This is a genomic window from Hyphomicrobium sp. (genome assembly GCF_036262015.1).
Taxonomy (GTDB): domain Bacteria; phylum Pseudomonadota; class Alphaproteobacteria; order Rhizobiales; family Hyphomicrobiaceae; genus Hyphomicrobium_C.
The window spans coordinates 1,414,480-1,429,084 of the sequence record NZ_DATAJR010000008.1 but is presented as its reverse complement, the minus strand read 5'-3'; the positions used below and the strand labels follow the sequence as shown (position 1 = coordinate 1,429,084).

General features: G+C 60.9%; 18 protein-coding genes. 9 read left to right on the top strand and 9 right to left on the bottom strand.

What is annotated here, in order from left to right:
* Positions 1 to 7: 7 nt before the first annotated feature.
* Positions 8 to 262: a hypothetical protein gene (locus VHO05_RS15230; RefSeq protein WP_329647429.1), complete on the bottom strand. Its 255-nt coding sequence runs from the start codon at positions 260 to 262 to the stop codon at positions 8 to 10.
* Positions 263 to 395: 133 nt separating this feature from the next.
* Positions 396 to 782, bottom strand: a complete 387-nt coding sequence (locus VHO05_RS15225) for a hypothetical protein (protein ID WP_329647428.1) — start codon at positions 780 to 782, stop codon at positions 396 to 398.
* A 169-nt stretch (positions 783 to 951) separates the two neighbouring features.
* Between VHO05_RS15225 and VHO05_RS15220 the strand changes: the two genes are divergently transcribed.
* Entirely contained in the window at positions 952 to 1,596 is a 645-nt protein-coding gene (locus tag VHO05_RS15220; protein ID WP_329647427.1) for a DUF502 domain-containing protein, read from the top strand.
* A gap of 17 nt (positions 1,597 to 1,613) precedes the next feature.
* Here the strand turns inward: VHO05_RS15220 and VHO05_RS15215 are convergent, their stop codons facing one another.
* On the bottom strand, positions 1,614 to 2,351 hold the full coding sequence (locus VHO05_RS15215; protein ID WP_329647426.1) for a LuxR C-terminal-related transcriptional regulator: 738 nt from the start codon (positions 2,349 to 2,351) through the stop codon (positions 1,614 to 1,616).
* Positions 2,352 to 2,700: 349 nt separating this feature from the next.
* On the opposite strand from VHO05_RS15215, the gene VHO05_RS15210 reads away from it, so the two are divergent.
* Positions 2,701 to 2,994 (top strand): GYD domain-containing protein, encoded by a 294-nt coding sequence (locus VHO05_RS15210; protein WP_329647425.1) that lies wholly within the window; start codon positions 2,701 to 2,703, stop codon positions 2,992 to 2,994.
* Between the two features lie 31 nt (positions 2,995 to 3,025).
* The gene (locus VHO05_RS15205) at positions 3,026 to 3,349 is read left to right on the top strand and encodes a hypothetical protein (protein ID WP_329647424.1); all 324 of its coding nucleotides are present in this window, start codon (positions 3,026 to 3,028) and stop codon (positions 3,347 to 3,349) included.
* 81 nt (positions 3,350 to 3,430) lie between these two features.
* Here VHO05_RS15205 and VHO05_RS15200 read toward each other — a convergent pair whose 3' ends face one another.
* The 3 genes from VHO05_RS15200 to VHO05_RS15190 all read right to left on the bottom strand — a co-directional run bounded on the left by VHO05_RS15200 (position 3,431) and on the right by VHO05_RS15190 (position 8,300).
* The gene (locus VHO05_RS15200) at positions 3,431 to 4,891 is read right to left on the bottom strand and encodes a methyl-accepting chemotaxis protein (RefSeq protein ID WP_329647423.1); all 1,461 of its coding nucleotides are present in this window, start codon (positions 4,889 to 4,891) and stop codon (positions 3,431 to 3,433) included.
* Positions 4,892 to 5,034: 143 nt separating this feature from the next.
* Positions 5,035 to 5,622, bottom strand: coding sequence for a hypothetical protein (locus tag VHO05_RS15195; protein WP_329647422.1), 588 nt, complete (start codon positions 5,620 to 5,622; stop codon positions 5,035 to 5,037).
* Between the two features lie 95 nt (positions 5,623 to 5,717).
* On the bottom strand, positions 5,718 to 8,300 hold the full coding sequence (locus tag VHO05_RS15190; RefSeq protein WP_329647421.1) for a hypothetical protein: 2,583 nt from the start codon (positions 8,298 to 8,300) through the stop codon (positions 5,718 to 5,720).
* A 349-nt stretch (positions 8,301 to 8,649) separates the two neighbouring features.
* Here VHO05_RS15190 and VHO05_RS15185 point away from each other — a divergent pair, with 349 nt between their 5' ends.
* The 5 genes from VHO05_RS15185 to VHO05_RS15165 all read left to right on the top strand — a co-directional run bounded on the left by VHO05_RS15185 (position 8,650) and on the right by VHO05_RS15165 (position 11,107).
* A complete protein-coding gene (locus VHO05_RS15185) occupies positions 8,650 to 9,147 on the top strand; it encodes a GFA family protein (RefSeq protein WP_329647420.1) in 498 nt (165 codons plus the stop codon).
* Positions 9,148 to 9,254: 107 nt separating this feature from the next.
* Positions 9,255 to 9,566 (top strand): hypothetical protein, encoded by a 312-nt coding sequence (locus tag VHO05_RS15180; RefSeq protein ID WP_329647419.1) that lies wholly within the window; start codon positions 9,255 to 9,257, stop codon positions 9,564 to 9,566.
* 99 nt (positions 9,567 to 9,665) lie between these two features.
* Positions 9,666 to 9,812: a hypothetical protein gene (locus VHO05_RS15175; protein ID WP_329647418.1), complete on the top strand. Its 147-nt coding sequence runs from the start codon at positions 9,666 to 9,668 to the stop codon at positions 9,810 to 9,812.
* A gap of 27 nt (positions 9,813 to 9,839) precedes the next feature.
* Entirely contained in the window at positions 9,840 to 10,442 is a 603-nt protein-coding gene (locus VHO05_RS15170) for a hypothetical protein (RefSeq protein WP_329647417.1), read from the top strand.
* Between the two features lie 86 nt (positions 10,443 to 10,528).
* Positions 10,529 to 11,107, top strand: coding sequence for a type 1 glutamine amidotransferase domain-containing protein (locus VHO05_RS15165; protein ID WP_329647416.1), 579 nt, complete (start codon positions 10,529 to 10,531; stop codon positions 11,105 to 11,107).
* A gap of 67 nt (positions 11,108 to 11,174) precedes the next feature.
* Here the strand turns inward: VHO05_RS15165 and VHO05_RS15160 are convergent, their stop codons facing one another.
* On the bottom strand, positions 11,175 to 11,717 hold the full coding sequence (locus tag VHO05_RS15160; protein WP_329647415.1) for a tetratricopeptide repeat protein: 543 nt from the start codon (positions 11,715 to 11,717) through the stop codon (positions 11,175 to 11,177).
* A 659-nt stretch (positions 11,718 to 12,376) separates the two neighbouring features.
* Positions 12,377 to 13,258 carry an aldo/keto reductase gene (locus tag VHO05_RS15155; RefSeq protein WP_329647414.1) on the bottom strand — a complete coding sequence of 294 codons (882 nt, stop codon included), beginning with the start codon at positions 13,256 to 13,258 and terminating at the stop codon, positions 12,377 to 12,379.
* A 320-nt stretch (positions 13,259 to 13,578) separates the two neighbouring features.
* On the opposite strand from VHO05_RS15155, the gene VHO05_RS15150 reads away from it, so the two are divergent.
* Positions 13,579 to 13,872, top strand: coding sequence for a hypothetical protein (locus VHO05_RS15150; protein ID WP_329647413.1), 294 nt, complete (start codon positions 13,579 to 13,581; stop codon positions 13,870 to 13,872).
* Between the two features lie 124 nt (positions 13,873 to 13,996).
* Here the strand turns inward: VHO05_RS15150 and VHO05_RS15145 are convergent, their stop codons facing one another.
* Positions 13,997 to 14,464, bottom strand: a complete 468-nt coding sequence (locus VHO05_RS15145; RefSeq protein WP_329647532.1) for a DoxX family protein — start codon at positions 14,462 to 14,464, stop codon at positions 13,997 to 13,999.
* Positions 14,465 to 14,605: the final 141 nt, after the last annotated feature.

The following is a 14,605-nucleotide window of genomic DNA, read 5'->3' as shown; positions in this document are numbered from 1 at the left end:
AACGCGCTCAGCTGCAAGCCGGACGCGACGCTTTGCAATACGTCGTGAAGGTGTCTTCGCGGCAGGTCAGCTTGATCTCGCCCGAAGGCTTCAGGCCTTTCGCTTCGATTGCGTTCTTAAGCGCTGCATTGGCCATGAATTTCGCGAGATCGGTCGTGACCATATCGGCCGAGCCGACCACCGTACGGCAGCCCGCCTCTGCGCTCTGACCGAACAGAACTGCCGCGGCGAGAGAGACAATCGCAAGACGACACATCGACATCGGAAGCCCTCCGTAGTTTTACCGAGGACCTACAAATACGCCCAATACCGGCCTCACGCAGGCAACAATCCAAAGGATTCCCCGCGACGCGCGAAATCGATGGAGGGCGTGTCCTCACCGACACGCCTCAATCTCAGCGCCCTCGCCGTCCGACGAGCCACACAACGAACAGCAGAAGCGCAAATCCACCGGCGAGCCAGAGGGATAGGAGCAAGAAAAGCAGCGGCGCCATCGGCTCGACGCTGCGGACGACCATCACAAACGTAACCGCAAACAGAATGAGGGCAACGGCCTGCCCGGTGGCCAGAAGCCAACGGGTCATGTTGGTCCGCCCGAGCCGCAATCCAATCCACGCATACGCCAGGGGCAACAGGACGACCCCGCCCATCACCAACGCATCTCTGGGCGGTATCGCAGACAACTCCGCATGGTTGTTGATCCGCACAGTGTAGTAGATGGCGGCGATCGCCAAGGCGGCGTGCAGACCGGCCGCGATCGTGGTGATCCGAACCGGATGCATGCGGTCCCCTCTTCCCTATTATTGCCGCGCGCGGCACGCCTTGCACTGTAGCATCATTCCGTTATCGGAAAACCGGTCGATCTACGAAGGATCTTGACGGCGCACTGACGGTCACGGACGCTTCGTCCGCGCTCGCAGAATCGTCAGAGAGACAATTGGAGCAACTTCGATGAGCAAAATCGGACGCATCTTTTTCGCAGGCCTTCTGGCCGCGCTGCCGCTGTTGCTCACGATCTTCATTACCGGCTGGCTGCTCGCGCTGATCAACCAGTACCTGGGGCTGAACAGTGCCTTCGGAAGGTTTCTCTCGTCGCTCGGTTTCGGCGTCGAAACATCCGAGATCGTGCCTTACTTGATCGGCCTCGCGATCATCATCGGCGCGATTTACGCCCTCGGGCTCCTGGTGCATTCCCGGCTCGGTGCGTGGGTCGCCTCGCTGTTCGTCAGCCTGATCCGCCGCGTTCCGCTGGTCTCGAACGTCTACGACCTGTCGAGCCGGTTCGTCTCGATCGTCGACACCAAGAACGGCGACAGCCTCAAGAGCATGAGCCCGGCGTGGTGCTTCTTTGGCGGCAAGCCCGGAGCGGCCGTACTGGCCCTGCTTCCATCGAAGACGCCGATCCGCATCGGCGCTGAAGACTATCTCGCGGTTCTCATCCCGTCTGCCCCAGTGCCCTTCGGTGGCGCTTTGGTCTACGTCCCCGCCGCTTGGATCGAGCCCGCCGAAGGCGGCATCGACGAGCTGATGAGCGTCTACGTTTCGATGGGCATAACGCCCCCAACCATCAAACCGGCCGATAGCGCCGCCACCTAAGAAACACCCGCAAACAGCTATTTCTCGCCGGGCCAGAGTTTCGAAGCGAGCAAAGCAGCCTGCGTTCGGCTCTTGAGGTTGAGCTGCTTCAAAATCGCCGAGACGTGCAGCTTGATGGTATGCGGCGACCGGAAAAGCGTCTGGGCGATTTCTGCATTCGATTTCCCTTCACCCAGCAGCTTGAGAACCTCCAATTGCCGCTTACTGAGCTTCGTGGCGGGATCGACGTCCTCTCGGTCAAACCCTCTCGACGCCTCGAACATAGTCTGTAGCTGCGAGACAAGCGCATCGGTCACGGATTGCTCGATACCCCCGAGAACTGCGGCAGAGGGATCGATCAACGTCCCCGTTGCGCGAGCGGTATCGCGTGCGGAAGCCATCGGAAGCAGGCTGGTCAGCTCCGCGTGAAGGATTGCCGCCCCGTTCGGCCGTTCGACAGAAAGCGGCATACCGATCAGGAAAAACCAGCGCTGTTTCGATGGCGAATCGCAGGGATAAACCATCGTGATCATCTCGCACCGGCCCGCAAGCAAGTCCGTGAGTTGCGCGGAGAGCTGCCCCGCCCCGTTCTGTCCCGTCTCGCAATATTTGAAGTAGCTTTCTCCAACACCGAAATCCGGAAGACACAGTCCATTGGTCTCGCCGAAAGCCTTCCACGCCTCGTTCACGGCCACGATACGTCCTGTCGCATCGAGCACCGCGACACTCACGGGAAGCGACTGAAGATGTTGGAATTTATCCAGATTGTCTGCCATAGGCGAACGTCCGCCAGTCGACTGGGCCCAACAGAACTACTCTTTCGGGCTATACCCGCAAGCCAGGTACGCTTGTACCTAGAGGGAAATCGTCGCGAAGCAATGCTGCGGCAAGGCCATCGCCATGTTCGTCCACCTCGTTGGCACATATGTTTTGACCACGGCGCCGGTCTATGCCGGCCTCATCTGGCTTCTGGCGCGTCTGTCGCGCCCAAGCGGCGCCTCCTGGCTTGTGCGCTCCCACTCGGAAAAGCCCGAAGAGCGCCCCTGAGCTTACGGGTCTACAAATCACAACTTGAACGCGGTAGACTTCCGGGTGACGGGCGGAGTGCCAACCTTGGAGGCTTCAATGCCAACCTACGTCGTGCTCGCTTCCTTCACCGACAAAGGCGCCCATGACATCAAGGATACCATCGGCCGCTCGGACAAATTCAAAGACATGGCCAAGAAGGCGCGGATCACTGTCAAAGACATGTATTGGACACTCGGTCCAACGGACGTCGTTGCGATCTGTGAAGCCCCTGACGACGAAACCGCGACTGCCCTGTCGATGAGCGTCTCGGCGCGCGGTCACGTCCGAACGCAAACGATGCGCGCTTTTACGGCTGACGAGATCAGCAAGATCCTCGACCGCCTGGTGTGAATGAGCGCGCAACACGGACAAGCAATAGGCAATGGCTTTCACCTTTGATTGGCTTGATCCGTGGTACCCTATCGACGATGCAACGACGCAGACCGCGCTTGAGGCGCAGCTACGCCGAGAGATCTCGTCAGGTCATGTCCTTTATGGAGAGACAGCCCAACTCATCGCCCGAAGAAGTGACACCGACGATGCGCTGTTCCAACTTGAAGGGGCGCGCGTAGCGGAGGTGCATTTAACTTGGCGCAAGAGCCCGGAGCCGGATCCGCGCTGGCCCGCCACTGCCATCTTTTCCTCGCTGGATGAGTGGGCGCGCGACGCGATGGCCCCACTCCACCGCGCGTTGTCCGGAGACTGAACGTCGGGCCGCTCTATGTCTTTAGCGACGCGTTAACCTGAGCGGGATTTGCATCCGCCGGTTCTGATCAGACGCCGCCTCTCACGCGGTGTAAGCTAGCCGCAAGCCACCCCAGTGGCGTCCCTTGATCACAATCGGTGCCGACACATCGACCATGGGTGCGAACGTGCCACCCATGTCGCGCATGTACGTCTGCACGAGAAACGGCCTCTGGTTCTTGCCGGCGCCGAGCCCAACGCGATCGTTGAAAATGCGCCGGTTCCGGCAGTTTGCAGCATTCCAAACCGGATCCGCGCCGGGCATTTTAGAGAACTTGCTGTTGTGCGTCGGCAGATAGCCGTTCACATCGACCGGCGCACAGAACACCACCTTGCCGTCGAACAGAAGCGCCTCGTCGATAATCGGAGTGATGATGCGATCAAACGCATCCACGTAGGCGGTCTTGTACTGCTGCGGATTTGAGTTCGCGACCGTCTGATAATTCCGGTCGAACAGACTATCGAGCGAGAGCACGCCGCGATCTACGGCGGCCTCCAGCGCTTCGACAACGATTTTCGCGCGGTTGACCACTTCGAACACGAACGGGGAATCCTTTGTCGTCACGCCGGTCTCGACGCTCGTCGTGATCAGCGCCTCGCCTGCCAGCTGCAATTCCCCGACCCGCGTTCCGACGCGACCGATGTTGGCAGCGGAAAGCGTGAATCCCTCCATCACCTGCTCGACTCGCGAAAGCAGAGATCGGCTCCGCTCGTCGATGGCAGAGGCTGCCCCTTGGATGTCCGAAGACTGCGACACGAGATTGCCGACGGTGCCCTCGATGGAGTCGAACGTAGCGGAAATCACGGACGCGCTTTCGTCGACGGAGCGCGCCAGCTCTGCGCTATGCCGCCCTTTGTCGATCAAGAGATTGGCCTTGGTAGTAAGATCGCAGATCGTCGCTGCGATTTCGCTCGTTGCCGAAGCCGTCTGGCCCGCCAGCGCCTTGACTTCGGCAGCGACCACCGCAAACCCGCGTCCGGCGTGTCCTGCCCGCGCAGCCTCGATGGTGGCGTTGAGAGCGAGCAGATTGGTCTGCCGCGTGATGGCGTCGATTCCGGCCGCAACCTTCGAAACTTTGGTCAGCGCCTCCTGCAGCACCTGGAGCAGCTCGCGCTGCTCCGAGACGGTCGTCACCAACCTTTGAATACTGTCCAGCGACGAGCGCACCGCCGCTGAGGATTGCGTAACGTCGTCATTGGCCCGCTGAGCCACGTTGAGGCTCGTCTGTGCGCCATCAGCGATCCGCTGGTTTTCCGCGCCGAGCGCACGCATCTCCGCACCGATGGCTTGCATCTGCGCGTTCTGCCCTTGAACGCGGTCGCCAAGCTCTTTGATGTTGCAGGCGATGTCGATGATCTGATGGCCGACGCCGGTGGCTTCCTCAGCGAAGCGGCGAACAAATCCCTGCAGTGCGCGGTCTGCACCGGATGACGCGGGAGCCGCGTCAGCGGCCACCTCGCTAGAAATGGAAGGCTCGAGAGAGGAACTTCGAAGCTTCATCATGCGTCGGACATAGCCGATTCGAACCGATGACCTCTATCCGTGTGAATCTCGACTTTTGGCTAAGATCGGTGCCTTTCATCCGCAACCGGATCATCAAAAACAGGCGCGCCCCGCACGAGAACCGAGACACCCCGGTTCCGTCGCTACTTCGGCTGCCTGTTCGCCGGAGGTTTAGCATCGGCTTTCGGAACGACGACGGGAGGCGGTGCGGCGTGCACCTGTGCTGGCACGGCTCCGACCGACAAGCCGAACACTTGCCATTGTCCGTCCGCGGGTTCGTAAATCAGCTCGAAGTTGATCTGCATCGGCTGCGTTTGGAAATACCCCTGGAGACGCAGTCGCTGTTCTGGCCCGACGATTTGCGCTTCGCTGAGCTGCGGTGTCAGGATCGCGACGGCCGCCAGATCCGGCCTTTGCGCTTCGAGCGTCGTGAAAATTCGCGAGAGACCCGCGGCGGTATTGGCGCGCCGGAACGACGGACCACCCCTGTCGAGCAGCACCGTGTAGTTGCCGCTTTGGATGGCGTCGTTGAGCGTCAGTAGCGACATGCGGATCAAAAGAACGAGCTTCTCCGCGGTCGGCACTGCAAGTTGCGGCAGCGGCGCTTGCGCGGGCGTTTGAGCCACGAGCGCAGGCTGTGCGAACTTGTTCTGAGCGTTCGCAGGAAGTGCCGCGCTCAACGCGGCCAACAACACGAACGCAACCGAGGCGAGCCGGATGAAATGGCGCATGCTCTGCCTCTAAGCGCCCTTCGCAACACTATTATGAAAGAACGGCGGACAGCCTTTGACTGTCCGCCGTCCGATTTTTCAGTGAGACTTGAACCTTACCAGCCCAACGTGATGCCCGCCTTACCGGCGACAGTGTTCTCGCTGGTGCCGTAGCCGAGGCCGCCGTCGATCACGATCGAGGTGCCCTCGCCGAGAGCGCCGCGATCGAGCACGCCGGCCATGCTGAGACCGACAGCGCTCGAACCGTCGAAGTTGCCCCAGCCAAAGCGCATCGCGAAGTCCTGGCCAGGCAGGATCATCGGAGCCGAAAGCGCAAGCGAGATCGCGATGCCCTCGGCCAGTTCGTCGTCGCGTTTCTGCAGCCCGCCGATCTGGGAGTTGAGATGGCCGATGTCGCTGGTCGAAGCAAGACCGAGCTCGGCAGCCGTATGCGTCGCAAGATCGCCGTTGGCGTTCGACGTCACGAACGACGTCGGAGCGCCCTGAGCGGCCTTGCTGGCGGACGATGTGAGACCCGCCATCGTGTAGCTGTTCGACGCCGTGCCGACCGCAACCTGGTTGGCGCGCGACGTTTGAGCACCCTGGCCGATGGCCGTCGAGTTGGCGTGAGACGCTTTCGCGCCCTGGCCGAGCGCCGTCGAGTTGGCGCCGCTCGCAGTCGAACCCTGACCGATCGCAGTCGAGTTCGCACCCGTGGCGCGAGCATACTGACCCGTCGCCGTCGAGTTGGCCTCGGCGGCATAGGAGTTCTGGCCCAGCGCCGTGGTGTTTTCCTTCCAAGCGGTCGACCCATCGCCGTAAGCCGACGAGTTGGTGCCGAGAGCGCTCGAAACGCTGCCCGTGGCGGTGCTGAAGTTACCGCGCGCGAGCGAAGCCTTACCGATTGCGGTAGACTGCTCACCCTCGGCCGTCGACGACGCACCGAGTGCCGTTGTGTTGCGGCCGGATGCCGTCGCACCACGGCCGTTTGCCGTTGCCCAGTCGCCAGTCGCCTGTGCGCTGTAGCCCGTGGCTGTCGACTCCGCGCCGGTAGCCTGCGAGTTCCAGCCAGTTGCGGTCGAATCCGCACCCGACGCCGTCGCGCTGCGGCCGGTCGCCGTCGAGTACGCACCCGAAGCATTGGCCAGCACGCCCGTTGCGGTCGACTGTTCGCCACTGGCCGTTGCGTAGCTTCCGGTTGCGGTGCCGTCGGTGCCCGAAGCGACCGCCTCGGTGCCGGTTGCCGTCGAATAGACCCCCGTCGCCTTGGCATTCTGGCCCGTTGCCGTGGCCCCGTCAGCAGTGGCCCGCGATCCCTGCCCCGTTGCGGTCGAGAGATTGCCGTTGGCCTGAGCGCCCTGACCGGTTGCCGTGGACTTGTCGCCCTGCGCGGAGGCGTTCTGGCCGATCGCCGTCGCATTCTGCTTCGTGTTGTTTGGATCGCCGGCTACCGCGCCGTCACCAAAGGCAGACGAGTTCGTGCTGTTGGCGGTCGCAAGCGCGCCGACAGCCGTGGTCGACATGCCACGCGCGAACGAGGCTTTACCGACAGCCGTCGACTGTTCGCCGTAGGCGTTGGACGAAGCGCCGATCGCCGTGCCGTTCTTGTTCGCGCTGGCGCCGTAGCCGTTAACCGTCGACCAGTCGCCATTCGCTTGTGCGCCATGGCCCGTCGCCGTTGCGTTCTCACCCGAAGCATTCGAGAGAACGCCGGTCGCTGTTGCGTAGTCGCCGGTGGCCTGTGCGGAGTTACCGGTCGCCGTCGACTGCTGGCCAGATGCAACGGCCGAGCCGCCCGTCGCTGTCGAATAGTCGCCCGAGGCCTCGGCCGCTTGGCCGGTGGCGGTGGCGCTGTTGCCGGTCGCTTTGCTGCCCTGGCCCGTGGCCGTCGTGTCGGCGTTGGTCGCCTGCGCACCCTGGCCGGTCGCTGTCGCATTCTGCCCGCTCGCCTGCGAGCCATCGCCCGTCGCCGTCGAAAGCTCGCCGCTGGCGCTCGAGTTCTGACCCGTGGCCGTTGCGCCGAGGCCCGTCGCGCGTGCCAGAGAGCCCGTCGCTGTGGTGCGATCGGCCGTTGCCTGCGCGAACTGGCCCGTCGCGGTCGAAGAGCTGCCGGTGGCATTCGAGGCATAGCCCGACGCCGTCGCACCAGCCCCCATTGCCTTCGCCTGCTTGCCAAGCGCCGTCGCGTAGTCGCCGCTGGCAACCGAGTCCGAGCCAACTGCCGTCGACGACACGTTGCTCGCTTCGGCGTTCTCGCCGACTGCCGTTGCGTAAAGACCCGAAGCCTTGGCGTCCTGGCCGATGGCCGTCGTCCGGATGTTGGACGCCGTCGCCCCCTGGCCTACGGCCGTCGAGTCAACGCCCGTCGCCTGGGCGTTCTGACCGTTGGCGGTAGTGTCCTGCTGGCTAGCCACGGCGCCCTGGCCAGTAGCCGTGGAGCTTACGCCCGTCGCTTGGGCACCGGTACCAACGGCCGTTGCATTGTCGTTCCCCGCAACGGCGTTCACGCCGCAAGCGAGAGCATTTGTCCCCGAGGCAACGGCGCCGCCATCGGTGTTGCCGGGCAGGAGAGCACAGGTCTCTGCATGTGCGGATTGCGGTGAGGCCGCGAGAGCGACGGTGATTGCGAGGATGCTCGCGGACGCACGAAGTCGCCAGGCGCGGCGCGCGGCGCCGGCCTCCAAAATGTTACTCGACACTAGATGAACTCCTGTTGCCCCAGATACGCGATACGAAAGGGCCGGATCTCGGCTGCAGCAGAGATCCGCCTTGCAGACGCGCTCTTCAGACTCCCCTCGAGCGCGTTGCCGCCGCAGCTAATGCGGGCTCGATGACAGGCGTTTATAGTTCCTGTGTAAACTGCGAGTTTTCGCGCAGTTTCACTTCGTTTCATTCGCGCTGTTGCCTGCACGAAACAAATGATTTGCAAGCAGACTTTATTGTCCGCTGTCCGCGTAGCTCGACAAAATCACGCTACTCCGCGATCAAACATTTTGAATGAACCTGCGCTCAACAAAAATCGTTCGGAACGCAACATGGAGGTGCCACATGCCAATCACATTGAAAGGCTCGTGCCGTTGCGGTGCTGTGAACTTCACATGCGAAAGCCACACGCCGGTGCCGTACCAGCGTTGCTATTGCTCCATTTGCCGAAAGACCGATGGAGGTGGCGGATACGCGATCAATCTCGGTGCCGATGCGCGCACACTCAAAGTTGAAGATCCGCACAAGGCGATCCGGATTTTCCGCGCCGAGATCTGCCAGTACGATGGAACGTGCGAGCTTTCGACAGCCGAGCGCAACTTCTGCTCGCGCTGCGCGACAGCCCTCTGGCTCTTCTCTCCGGAGTGGCCGGACCTCATCCACCCGTTCGCCTCGGCAATCGATAGCGAGCTGCCGAAGCCCCCGTCGTCGGTGCATCTGATGTTGAAGTTCAAGCCGGGCTGGGTCGAGCCGGACATCAAGGAGCACGACCAGACGTTCGATCTCTATCCCAAGCAATCGCTCGAGAACTGGCACAAGAGCCGGCATCTCTGGGTGGAGTAGCGCAGAAAGGCGGGGAGACGCCCGGAACTCTTCAGGCTGTTCTGAAGCGCGGCTTGATTTACCCTACGTCTGGCGCGACGCTCGCTCGTCCATATGGGAGAGCAGCCATGTTTCCGCAAATCGACCCATTGCTGGCCGTGGGCGTGTTGATCGCAACGGCCGCCACCGATGCTGTTTATGTGATGTTTACCTCGGCCGTCATTGCACGGCACCGCATTTGGGCCGCGAACTGGAGCAGTCTTTGGTACGTGCTCTCCTCGTTCGCAGTCATCTCCTATACCAACAACTGGGTCTACATCATCTTTGCTGCGTTGGGTTCATGGGCGGGCGCATTCCTCACGATGACGTTCCTGCACAAACCGCCCGGCAATCCATCGGGTCCGCTCGCGCCCACCATCCCAACTGATGCGGTCAAGTAAACCTCAAAAAACATCGCGAAACGGGGCTTGTAAGTCGCGTGTCAGGTTTGTGAGTCACTGAGCAGCCGGACCTCTCCGCAACGGCGCGAGGACGGCAGCATGGAACAGACCACGTCTCGTGACACTTGGAGCACCTCCAAGGTGCCCGAGATTACGCTCGCCTTCTGGCTCATGAAGATCCTTGCCACCACGCTCGGTGAAACTGCTGGCGACTTCATTTCAATGACACTCAACCTCGGCTATTAGGCCGGTGTTGCCATCACGTTTACGATTTTGGCGGCCATCCTCTATTTTCAGATCAGCCGCGCCTACCACGCACTCTTGTTTTGGGCCGCCATTGTCGCGACGACGACCGCGGGCACCGAGATCTCCGACTTCATGGATCGCTCGCTGGAGCTCGGGTACATGTGGGGCAGTGTTATACTGGCCAGCGGGCTCTTCCTGACACTCGCGGTCTGGTACGTCCGCGATCGCAGCCTGCGTGTCTATCCGATACTGCGCAAAGACGCGGAGATCCTGTTCTGGATTGCGGTTCTGTTCTCGAACAGCCTCGGCACCGCATTCGGAGATTTCCTCGTCGACGACGGCGGGCTCTCTTTCATTCAGGGAGCATTCGTGACGGCTGGCGTCATCGCGATCGTCGCAGCGATGCACTACTTCACGCGCCTATCAGATGTACTGCTCTTCTGGATCGCCTTCGTCTTCACGAGGCCATTTGGAGCCACGTTCGGAGACTTCCTCACAAAACCAGTTGCTCAGGGCGGCCTGAACCTGCCACGCGAAATGGCGTCACTCGTCACGTTGACGCTGCTATTGAGCATTCTCTATGTGTCGACACGCCCACACGCAGAGGCGCGCAAAGTAAACCGATATTGATAGCGGCTCTAACCCTCTACGAGAGGGAACCACCCACCGCATTGGCCCGTTTTCTCCTATCCCTGAATGCAGGATAGGAGCCCGAGATGCCGAAAATATCCAAAGCCAAAATTCTCATTCTGGCCACCGACGGATTCGAGCAATCCGAACTCGAAGTCCCACGCGCGAAGCTCAAAGAAGCCGGTGCACTCGTACACGTCGTCGCTCCTAAGCAGCGCAAGGATAAGAAGGAGATCCGCGGCTGGAAGGAGAAGGACTGGGGCAACGGTGTCCCGGTCGACCGGGAGCTGGCAGATGCATCCGAAGGCTTCTACGATGCACTTGTTCTCCCGGGTGGCCAGATGAACCCCGACACCCTGCGCGGCATTCCTGAAGCAATGGAATTGATCAAGGCGTTCGTAAGCTCCGGCAAACCCGTCGCCGCCGTCTGCCATGCGCCGTGGCTTTTGATCGAGGCGAACGCCATACGCGGCCGCAAGGCGACATCCTACAAAACGATGAAGACAGATCTGGTCAACGCGGGCGCCGACTGGCGCGACGAAGCAGTGATAGCCGATCAAGGCCTGATCACGAGCCGCAACCCGGGCGATCTTGATACCTTCGTCGCCAAAATCATCGAAGAAGTCGAAGAAGGAAAGCACGACCGCGCTGAGCTCGCAGCATAGTCGCGCCGTGAGATGTAGAATGCAAATCGCCGGAGCAAACGATTTCGGGCGCAGATCGCGTTCAAAATCAGCCGCGCGGAAAGCGAACGTGGGATGCAGCGATCGCATCGGCCAACGTCTGATAATCTTCACAGGACACACCGCAGTGTTTCTCGATTTCACGCAGCTGCTCGCGCGCTTTGGCCAACTCTCCAAGTGAGAGAAATGCCTCGCCCATATACTCACGCGTTTTCGTGTCACCCGGATTGATATCGAGCGCTTTCTGATAGTAAGGCATCGCGCCGTCCACATCGCCGAGCTTGCGGGTGGCAAAGCCGGTAACACGCAGGATACGCGGATCTTCCTTGTTCTGCGCCTGAGAAGCCATCGCGATGGCGGCTTGGTAGTTGCCGTTCTTCGCACTCAGGTAGGCGGACTCATAGATCTGGTCGTCGCTGAGCTGCCCATTCTGAGGCGCACAGGCTTGTTTGTCGGTGTTGGATATATCCCCACAATCGAGCTTCGGACGCGGGGACGGTTCATCCATTGCAGCGAGGCTCGCATGAGGCGCAATGAGGACACCGATCGCGAGAGCCAGGCCAAAGGCCGAGCCCAACAATAAGCGTGACATGGGTTGCATCTCCTGGAAGGCGGAACGTTCGCGGGGCACATCCGAAGCGGAGCGCCACGGGGGCTCCCTCTATGCGCGAAAAGCGCAAAAGGCTGTTCCGTACGGAGCAGCGAGCCGGATTTTGGCTTTCAGCAGTGAAACACTGCCCAAAAGTTCAATACAGGGCGCCGCGAGTTACCGTCAGAGTACGCGGACGGAGCATGCGCGCCCAGCGCTATGCCCGCAAAATCATATACGCGAGAAAAACCGCGATATTTCCGGGGGAACCGACAATGGGACCAATTAGTCCTGAGATGACACTTGCCTTAGTGGTTGCAGCTGCGATCGTCGTGATGCTCATCGCACTTCTGGGACGCCGTTCACCAAGTAGCAAGACGCCGAATGCAACGCCTGTAGCGACGTCACAAACCCCACCCCCCGCTCCGGCAGCGCGACCGGCAAGCGCAGCACCCGCGCAAGCTTCCATTCCACAGTCTTACGCGGCAATCGCAGCGGCGCAGGCGCCGACAAGAGCAACAGCTACCGCAGAACCGCCACCGGCGCGGATCGACTATACGGGCGAGCCCACGAATGTTGCAGCGGATGCCTCATACGCCGCAATCGCCGTCGCCACCGCCGCAAGAGCCCGCTGACGGCGAGCTCTTTTTGGCCACTAGCGATCAGCTCGCAGCACGCCCGGCCTCCTTGGCGAGCGCGCTCAACTCGTCGAAGTCAATATCGCTGAGCTTGATCGCGGCAGCGGCCACGTTCTCTTCGAGATGCTTGACCTTGCCTGTTCCGGGAATGGGGAGCATGACGGGGCTACGCTTGAGGAGCCATGCGAGCGCAATCTGGCTCGGCGATGCGCCGTGCTTTTTCGCGATACCATCGAGAACAGATCCCGGCCGCGCGAGCGTACCGGACGCCAGCGGAAACCACGGAATGAAGCCGATCCCCTGCGTCTCGCAATAATCGACCACATCCTCGCTGCTGCGGTCGGCGAGATTGTAGAGGTTTTGCACGGTCGCGACTGTGAACACCTTCTGCGCCGCCTTGATCTCGGCAACACCCACTTGGCTCAATCCGATGTGCTTGATCAATCCCTCGCTTTGCAGCGCTCGGACCGCCTCGAATTGCTCACCCTGCGGAACCTTCGGATCGATGCGATGGAGCTGCCAAAGATCGATCTGCTCGACACCGAGGCGCCGGGCACTGAGGATAGCCTGCTGCTTGAGATATTCCGGCCGGCCGAGGGGAACCCACTGGCTCGGGCCGGTCCGCGCGAGGCCGCCCTTCGTGGCCACGATGATATTCTTATAAGGGTGCAGAGCTTCGCGGATCAGCCGCTCGCTGACCTCCGGTCCGTAGCTATCCGCGGTATCGATGAAGTCGATCCCAAGTTCCGGAATACGCTTCAACGTGCGTAAGGCTTCTGCTTGGTCCGCAGGCTCGCCCCAAATCCCACTGCCGGTAATACGCATCGCGCCGAAGCCGAGCCTAGTCACCGTAAGGTTGCCGCCAATCGAGAACTGTCCGGAGAGTTCCGCCGAAAGCTTCGTCATTGTGAGGGAGCCCCAGATTTCTATTGCTGATCCGGCATCTAGGTCGCCGGCTGCGCCTTCGCAAGGGACAACGGCCTATACAGCCTTCGGAATGCGTTCCTTTCCGCGTTCTTACTCTTGTGTAAGCGCCCGTCTGGCCGCTTGTGCGGCGGATAACCCGCCGCCAGATCCATTTTCATCCCACCGTGGCGAGACGCCTGTTTGAGGTGTCTCAAGCGCCGGAACACACTCCCCGTGCCGTTACGGCGGCCTGCTCGTCACGTCGAGATGCCCGACTTCAAGTTCGGGCGAAATTGCGTCGAGTACCAAGGAGTAGATCGATGAACAGCGCAATGAAGAAGCTGACAGTTGGATGCGCTTCAGCAATGGTCCTGATGGGCGCCACAGCCCTTTCAGCCAATGCGTTTTACACGGGTTATGGCAATGGAGATCCGGGCAACTGGGACTTCTGGGAAGAACAGCAAGGCGGCCCGAAGCCTCAAGCAAAAGCACCAGTTGCAACCCCGAAGCATGCCGTTTTGGAAGGCCATAGCTGCAGCTATCTTCACCACAGGGCCATTGAAACAGGAAAGGCCTCTTGGTGGCATCGCTATCACGCCTGCATGAACGGCTAGCGTTGGCAGAAACAATCAGCACTCGTCGCGAGACGAGTGCTGAAAAAGAGATCCGTAGTCATCTCCGAGGCCTTCGTGCAACCGAGATGCAGAAGATTGCAGGCACACCTGCGTCTAGGGGAACTTAACTGCGAACCGGCGACGCACGTGTGGGTCTAGAGACCATCCATTTCAAAAGCCAATCCAGCGACACCGGACCAGGCCCCGCCACGGCAAGCCATCCGAAGAGCGCCATGTAGGCAACCTCTTCGAAACCGAGCAAAGTTTCGAGAGAATCTATCTGGTTCAATTTCGCGGCCAGGATTGCGACGATCATCACAATCACGAGCGGCGTTGCTGCCAAGCGCGTGAAGAGACCCAGCAGCAGCAGCAAGCCGCCGACGAACTCGACGCCGGAAACGAAAGGCGTCATGAGCTCGGGGTACGGAATTCCCCATTCCGTGAAGTTCTGGATCATCTGCGGGAGGTTGTTGAGCTTCGCCCAGCCCGACCACATGAAAACCCACCCGACAACCACCCTGGCAAACAGGGGTGGCAACCAGCCGAATACGGCAGAGAGCCGTTCCGGAATATCGATCAGCCAATTTACCATTGCTCGCACGGGATGCCTCACTGTGAAGGATCGCAGTCTCGCCGCATCCTCAGGACACGGTTGCCATGCATACGGACGGGTTCACATGAAGTTTCACCGGGCGTGTGAGCGCCAACAGAATATCGGCAGAAAAATACCCCG

What these genes read in the sequence shown, in the direction of transcription:
- VHO05_RS15230 (WP_329647429.1), bottom strand. Translation starts at nt 262, where the DNA reads ATGTCGATGTGTCGTCTTGCGATTGTCTCTCTCGCCGCGGCAGTTCTG.
- VHO05_RS15220 (WP_329647427.1), top strand. Translation starts at nt 952, where the DNA reads ATGAGCAAAATCGGACGCATCTTTTTCGCAGGCCTTCTGGCCGCGCTG.
- VHO05_RS15150 (WP_329647413.1), top strand. Translation starts at nt 13,579, where the DNA reads ATGAACAGCGCAATGAAGAAGCTGACAGTTGGATGCGCTTCAGCAATG.
- VHO05_RS15155 (WP_329647414.1), bottom strand. Translation starts at nt 13,258, where the DNA reads ATGACGAAGCTTTCGGCGGAACTCTCCGGACAGTTCTCGATTGGCGGC.
- VHO05_RS15165 (WP_329647416.1), top strand. Translation starts at nt 10,529, where the DNA reads ATGCCGAAAATATCCAAAGCCAAAATTCTCATTCTGGCCACCGACGGA.
- VHO05_RS15205 (WP_329647424.1), top strand. Translation starts at nt 3,026, where the DNA reads ATGGCTTTCACCTTTGATTGGCTTGATCCGTGGTACCCTATCGACGAT.
- VHO05_RS15225 (WP_329647428.1), bottom strand. Translation starts at nt 782, where the DNA reads ATGCATCCGGTTCGGATCACCACGATCGCGGCCGGTCTGCACGCCGCC.
- VHO05_RS15215 (WP_329647426.1), bottom strand. Translation starts at nt 2,351, where the DNA reads ATGGCAGACAATCTGGATAAATTCCAACATCTTCAGTCGCTTCCCGTG.
- VHO05_RS15180 (WP_329647419.1), top strand. Translation starts at nt 9,255, where the DNA reads ATGTTTCCGCAAATCGACCCATTGCTGGCCGTGGGCGTGTTGATCGCA.
- VHO05_RS15210 (WP_329647425.1), top strand. Translation starts at nt 2,701, where the DNA reads ATGCCAACCTACGTCGTGCTCGCTTCCTTCACCGACAAAGGCGCCCAT.
- VHO05_RS15195 (WP_329647422.1), bottom strand. Translation starts at nt 5,622, where the DNA reads ATGCGCCATTTCATCCGGCTCGCCTCGGTTGCGTTCGTGTTGTTGGCC.
- VHO05_RS15175 (WP_329647418.1), top strand. Translation starts at nt 9,666, where the DNA reads ATGGAACAGACCACGTCTCGTGACACTTGGAGCACCTCCAAGGTGCCC.
- VHO05_RS15160 (WP_329647415.1), bottom strand. Translation starts at nt 11,717, where the DNA reads ATGTCACGCTTATTGTTGGGCTCGGCCTTTGGCCTGGCTCTCGCGATC.
- VHO05_RS15200 (WP_329647423.1), bottom strand. Translation starts at nt 4,891, where the DNA reads ATGATGAAGCTTCGAAGTTCCTCTCTCGAGCCTTCCATTTCTAGCGAG.
- VHO05_RS15185 (WP_329647420.1), top strand. Translation starts at nt 8,650, where the DNA reads ATGCCAATCACATTGAAAGGCTCGTGCCGTTGCGGTGCTGTGAACTTC.
- VHO05_RS15145 (WP_329647532.1), bottom strand. Translation starts at nt 14,464, where the DNA reads ATGGTAAATTGGCTGATCGATATTCCGGAACGGCTCTCTGCCGTATTC.